Raw genomic sequence first — 6477 nt, forward strand, 5'->3', positions numbered from 1 at the left:
AAACTGGGGGGGAAGGCCCTTCCCCACCTCTTTTGGGGGGGGGGGCTCCCCCCGCGATGCTTTCAACGACGAACAAACCACCCATCCCGCCGCGTCAACCGCCAGCCCATCACTCCCAGCGTCACCCCACGCAAGGCCATGAACAGCAGAAAGCCCAGCCACAAGCCATGGTTGCCCAGATCGCGGGCGGCATAGGCCACCGGCAAGGCTAGGGCCACACTGATCAACATGCCGTTGCGCATCTCCCGCGCCCGGGTCGCACCAATGAACAGACCATCGAGCAAATAGCTCCAGACCGCCACCAGCGGCAGTAACGCCAGGTAGGGCAGGTACTGGTATGCCGTTGCGCGCACGCTTTCGATATCGGTCTGCATATTGATAAACAGGTGCCCGCCAAACAGGAACAGCACGGCAAAGCCGCTACTGGCCAGTAGCGACCAGCCGCAGGCTACCGTCAACGAACGGCGCAGGGCCTGGCGATCGCCAGCGCCGATGGCATGGCCGCACAAGGCTTCAACCGCGTGCGCCAGGCCGTCGAGAGCGTAAGCGGTGAGAAGCAGGCCGTTGAGCAGCAGGGCATTGGCGGCGACGGTGGCTTCACCCAGACGCGCCCCCTGCACGGTGATCAGGAAGAACACCGCCTGCAGGGCCAGGCTGCGAATGAAGATGTCGCGGTTGACCGCCAGCAGTGGCCGCCAGCTGTGCCAGCGTGCGAGTAGCGCCCAGGCGATCTTCCCTGGGTAGGCGCGCAAGGCCGGCCGGGTCAGGGCCAGGCCGAGCAGGGCGGCACTCCATTCGGCAATCACCGAGGCCCTTGCAGAACCGATCACGCCCCAGTCCAGGCCGAGCACGAACCACAGGTTAAGGGCGATATTGAGCAGGTTGGTGGTCAGCAGAATCGCCAGGGGCGCCCTGGCGTTCTGGGTGCCGAGGAACCATCCGACCAGAGCGAAACTGGCGAGGGCAGCTGGCAGGCCGAGTAGACGGGTCTGGAAAAAGTCCTGGGTGGACTGCTCCAGCGCCGCCGACGGTTGCATCAATTGCAGGGCCAGGTGACTGAAGGGCAGGGCGAGCAAGCCCAGCAACAGCGCGAACAGCAGCGCCAGCAGCAAGCCTTGCACCAGCACCTGGCGCAAGGCCGCACCATCGGCGCGCCCGGCAGCCTGGGCGGCAAAACCGGTGGAGCCCATGCGCAGAAAGCCCATGACCCAGGCCAGGAAGGTGTACAAGCTGGCACCCACCGCCACGGCGCCTAGCTGGTGAGCGTGCGGCAGGTGGCCGATCACGGCGCTATCGACCAAGGCCACCAGGGGTACGGAGATATTCGAGAGAATCATAGGCGCGGCCAGGGCCCAGACCTTGCGGTGGGTCAGGCGGTCGCGCCAGTCGGTCAGCAATCGGGACATGTCGGCTCCAGGCAAGCCGCACATTGTAGCGCCGGCGCACGGGGACGACGTTGTTGATATATAGTTCTTCCCTCAGAACCTGCTGCCAAAGAGTTACCTCCATGTTCAACAAAGGATTGTTGCTGGCCTGCGCGCTGGCTTTGCTCAGTGCGTGCGACTCGTCTGTCCCGGACAAGCCGGCCCCGGCCCCCGTGCCTGCGCAGACTCAGGAAGCCGCAAAGCCGGCCCGCGAGGACGCCGCGACCCTGGCCAAGCGTTATGCCGGTCGCGAACTGACGGTGGTGGATGTTTCCGAAGTCCAGGTTGATGGTGCCAGCGCCCTGTCCTTGACGTTCTCGGTGCCACTGGATGCGCAGCAGAATTTCGCCGACCGGGTGCACCTGGTCGATACCGTCAAGGGCAAGGTCGACGGTGCCTGGGAGCTGTCCGACAACGGCATGGAGCTGCGTTTGCGTCACCTCGAGCCGCAACGCAAGCTGGTGCTGACAGTCGATGCCGGCCTGCAGGCCGTTAATGGCGAGCGTCTGGCTGCCGAATCGGTAAGCCGCCTGGAAACCCGCGACATGCAGGCCACCATCGGCTTCGCCAGCCGTGGCTCGTTGCTGCCGACGCGTCTGGCCGAAGGGCTGCCGGTGATCGCGCTGAACGTCAACAAGGTCGATGTCGAGTTCTTCCGCATCAAGCCGGAATCGCTGTCGTCTTTCCTCAGCGCCTGGGGCCGCAACAGCAGCCTGTACTACTACCAGTCGAAAGAAACCCTGGACATGGCCGAGCTGGTCTACAGCGGCCGTTTCGACCTCAACCCGGCGCGCAACACCCGTGAAACCGTGTTGCTGCCAATTGCCGGGATCAAGCCGCTGCAAGAACCTGGCGTGTACCTGGCGGTGATGCGTGCTTCCGGTACCTACGACTACTCGCAACCGGCCACGCTGTTCACGCTCAGCGACATCGGTGTGTCCGCGCACCGCTACCAGAACCGTATGGACGTGTTCACTCAGGGGCTGGAAGGCGGCAAGGCGCTGAGCGGTGTCAGCCTTGAATTGCTCGATGCCGAAGGCCGTGTGCTGGGCCAGGGCAAGACCGACAGCGATGGTCATGCCCAACTGCCGATGCCGCCGAAGGCTGAAACCCTGCTGGCCCATCAGGGTGTGCACACCACCATGCTGCGCTTGAACAGTGCTGCACTGGATCTGGCGGAATTCGATATCACCGGCCCGCAGGCCAACCCCCTGCAGTTCTTCGTCTTCGGTCCGCGTGACCTGTATCGCCCGGGCGAGACCGTGTTGCTCAATGGCTTGTTGCGCGACCAGGACGGGCGACCGCTCAAACCCCAGCCGGTGACGGTGGAAGTGCGTCGCCCCGATGAGCAGGTCAGCCGCAAGTTTGTCTGGGAACCGGGCAGCAATGGTCTTTACCAGTACCAGCTGCAACTGGCCAGCGAAGCGCCGACCGGGCGCTGGCAACTGCTGTTCGACCTCGGTGGTGGCAAGAAACAGATCTATGAGTTTCTCGTCGAAGACTTCCTGCCGGAGCGTCTGGCCCTGGAGCTCAAAGGCAGTGATGTGCCGTTGAGCCCTGAACAGAGCGCCGAGATCGACGTCAATGGCCGCTACCTCTACGGCGCGCCGGCCTCGGGCAACCGCTTGAGTGGTCAGGTTTATGTGCGTCCACTGCGCGAAGCGGTACCGGCCTTGCCGGGTTACCAGTTCGGTTCGATCACCGAGCCGGAATTGAGCCAGGACCTGGAGCTGGAAGAAGTCACTCTGGACGCCAACGGCAAGACCACCATCAGCATCGAAAGCAAATGGTCCGAAGCCCGTTCGCCGCTGCAACTGACGGTGCAGGCCAGTTTGCAGGAGTCCGGTGGCCGGCCGATCACCCGGCGCCTGGAGCAGCCGATCTGGCCAGCCGAACGCCTGCCGGGGTTGCGCGGTTTGTTCGACGGTGAAGAAACCGACAGTGACGGCCCGGTGGAATTCGAAGTGCTGGTCGCCGATCGCGACGGCAATAAATTGGCCGCCAACGATCTCAAGGTCCGCTTGATTCGCGAGCGCCGCGACTACTACTGGAACTACTCGCAGAGCGACGGCTGGAGCTACAACTTCAACGAGAAGTTCCTGACCCAGAGCGAAGAGACGGTGAGCATCAAGGCTGGCTCCACCGCCCGCCTGAATTTCCAGGTCGAGTGGGGGCCGTACCGCGTCGAGGTCGAAGACCCGCAGACCGGTCTGGTCTCCAGCGAGCGCTTCTGGGCCGGCTACCGGGCCCAGGACAATGCCGACGGCGGCGCAGTGCGCCCGGACCAGGTCAAGCTGGCCCTGGACAAACCGTCCTACGCCGACGGCGCGACCGCCAATGTCACCGTCACGCCACCGGCGGCCGGTACCGGTTACCTGATGGTCGAGTCGAGTGAGGGGCCGCTGTGGTGGCAGGAGATCGACGTACCGGCCGAAGGCAAGACCTTCGCCATCAACCTCGACCGCAAATGGGCGCGTCATGACCTGTATGTCAGCGCCCTGGTGATTCGTCCGGGTGAGCGCAAGGTCAACGCCACGCCCAAGCGTGCAGTCGGTGTGCTGCACCTGCCGCTGGACCGTGCCGAGCGCAAGCTGGCGGTGACCCTCAACGCGCCGGAAAAGATGCGGCCCAAGCAGCCGTTGACGGTCAAGGTACAGGCGCGCAATGCCGACGGCAGTGTGCCCAAGCAGGTGCACGTGCTGCTGGCGGCGGTGGACGTCGGCATCCTCAACATCACTGACTACCCGACCCCGGACCCGTTCACCGGCATGTTCGGACGCAAGGCCTACGGGGCCGATCAACTGGATATCTATGGTCAGTTGATCGAAGCCGGTCAGGGCCGCCTGGCCAGCCTGGCCTTCGGTGGCGACGCGGCCATGGCCAAGGGTGGCAAGCGACCCAACACCAGTGTCACCATCGTCGCCCAGCAGAGCACACCGGTTACCCTGAACGACAACGGCGAAGGCGAGGCCAGCGTCGATATCCCCGACTTCAACGGTGAGCTGCGCCTGATGGCTCAAGCCTGGACCGACGAGCGTTACGGTGTGGCTGAAGGCAAGACAGTGGTTGCCGCGCCTTTGATTGCCGAGTTGTCGGCGCCGCGTTTCCTCGCCGGTGGTGACAGCACGACCTTGGCGCTGGATGTCTCGAACCTGTCAGGGCAGGCGCAGAAACTCACGGTGCGGTTGAGCACCGAAGGCCAACTGAACCTGATGCGTGCGGCCGAACAAACCCTCGATCTGACCCAGGGCAAGCGCGTCACCCTGCAGGTGCCGGTGCAGGCCACTGGTGGCTTGGGGCAAGGCAAGATAAAGGTCGAGGTGCTGGGGCTACAACTGCCAGGTGAGACGGCCACGGCCTTTAGCCGCGAATGGACCCTGGGCATCCGCCCGGCCTATCCGGCCATGCTCAAGCACTACCGGGTGGCGCTCGGCGAGCAACCGTGGAGCCTGCCGGAAACGGATCTTGCCGCGTTCGAGCCGGCGGGCCTGGAGGCAATGCTGGCCTTGTCCAGCCGTCCGCCGCTGAACCTGGCCGAGCAGATCCGGGCCCTGGAAGCCTACCCCTATGGTTGCCTGGAGCAGACCACCAGCGGTCTGTACCCCTCGTTGTATGCCGATGCCGCGACCCTCAAGCGTCTGGGCATCACCGGCGAGCCGGCCGAGGTGCGTAAGCGCAAGATCGAAATGGGCATCGAACACCTGCTGGGTATGCAGCGCTACAACGGCAGCTTCGGTCTGTGGAGTTCGGATGACGAAGAGGAGTACTGGCTGACCGCCTATGTCACCGACTTCCTTCTGCGTGCTCGCGAGCAGGGCTATGCGGTGCCTGCCGACGCCTTGAAGAAGGCCAGCGAGCGGCTACTGCGTTATCTGCAAGAGCGCAATCTGATCGAGGTCAACTACAGCAACAACGCCGAGCACAGCCGCTTTGCCGTACAGGCTTATGCCGCCCTGGTCCTCGCCCGTACGCAACAGGCGCCATTGGGTGCGTTGCGCAGCCTGTTCGAGCGACGTAGCGATGCGCGCTCGGGCTTGCCATTGGTGCAACTGGCCATTGCCCTGGAAAAAATGGGCGACAAGCCACGTGCCGAACAAGCTTTGCAAGCGGGGCTGGCAGTCAGCCGCAATGACAAGGACTGGCTGGGCGACTATGGCAGTCCGGTCCGTGACCAGGCATTGATCCTGGCGTTGCTCGAAGAAAACAACCTGGCCAGCAGCACCCTGGATCAGCGCTTGTTCCAACTCTCCGACCAGGTCGCGGCCAACCAATGGTTGTCGACCCAGGAGCGCAACGCCTTGTTCCTCGCTGGACGCGGCCTGTTGAGCAAACCCGAGGGCAAGTGGTCGGCGCGTCTGGACAGTGCCGGTGAGTGGCGTGATCTGAATAGCGAGCAGTCCGGTCTGAAGCTTGAAGGGCCGCTGCTGGCCTCACCATTGACCGTGCACAATCAAGGCAGCGACACGCTGTACCAGCAATTGACCCTGTCCGGTTATCCACGCCACGCCCCGGCGGCAAGCAACAGCGGTATGAGCATTCGCCGCGAGTACCTGGGGATGAATGGCCAGACCCTGGATGTTCAGGCGCTCAAGAGTGGTGACCTGGTGCTGGTACACCTGGCGGTAACTGCCACCAGCCGAGTGCCGGATGCCTTGGTGGTCGACTTGCTGCCTGCGGGTCTTGAGCTGGAAAACCAGAACCTGGCGCAGAGCGCCGCCAGCCTGGAAAACGCCAGCAGCGCGGTCAAACAGTGGCGTGAGTCGATGCAGAACGCCAATGTCGTGCATCAGGAGTTCCGTGATGATCGCTATGTCGCGGCGCTGCCGGTAGACAGCTACGGCACCACCCACTTGCTGTACCTGGCGCGGGCGGTGACCCCCGGCACCTACCGTGTGCCGCCGCCGCAAGTGGAGTCGATGTACCGGCCGAACCTGCAGTCGGTGGGTGAGTCGGCGGGTGAGATGGTGATCAAGGGCCGATAACAGTGGCCGGTGGGAGCGGGGGGGGGGGGGGGGGGGGGGGGGGTTGTGTGCACGCCCCCGCGCTACACAGA

General features: G+C 64.1%; 2 protein-coding genes. One reads left to right on the forward strand and one right to left on the reverse strand.

The genetic code is table 11. From position 1 onward, the window contains the following. Positions 1 to 62: 62 nt before the first annotated feature. Positions 63 to 1406 (reverse strand): MATE family efflux transporter, encoded by a 1344-nt coding sequence (locus ACO6VD_RS17345; RefSeq protein ID WP_422420837.1) that lies wholly within the window; start codon positions 1404 to 1406, stop codon positions 63 to 65. Positions 1407 to 1507: 101 nt separating this feature from the next. On the opposite strand from ACO6VD_RS17345, the gene ACO6VD_RS17350 reads away from it, so the two are divergent. Next, on the forward strand, positions 1508 to 6406 hold the full coding sequence (locus ACO6VD_RS17350; RefSeq protein ID WP_422420839.1) for an alpha-2-macroglobulin family protein: 4899 nt from the start codon (positions 1508 to 1510) through the stop codon (positions 6404 to 6406). Positions 6407 to 6477: the final 71 nt, after the last annotated feature.

This window comes from Pseudomonas sp. GZD-222 (assembly GCF_049310525.1).
GTDB lineage: Bacteria > Pseudomonadota > Gammaproteobacteria > Pseudomonadales > Pseudomonadaceae > Aquipseudomonas.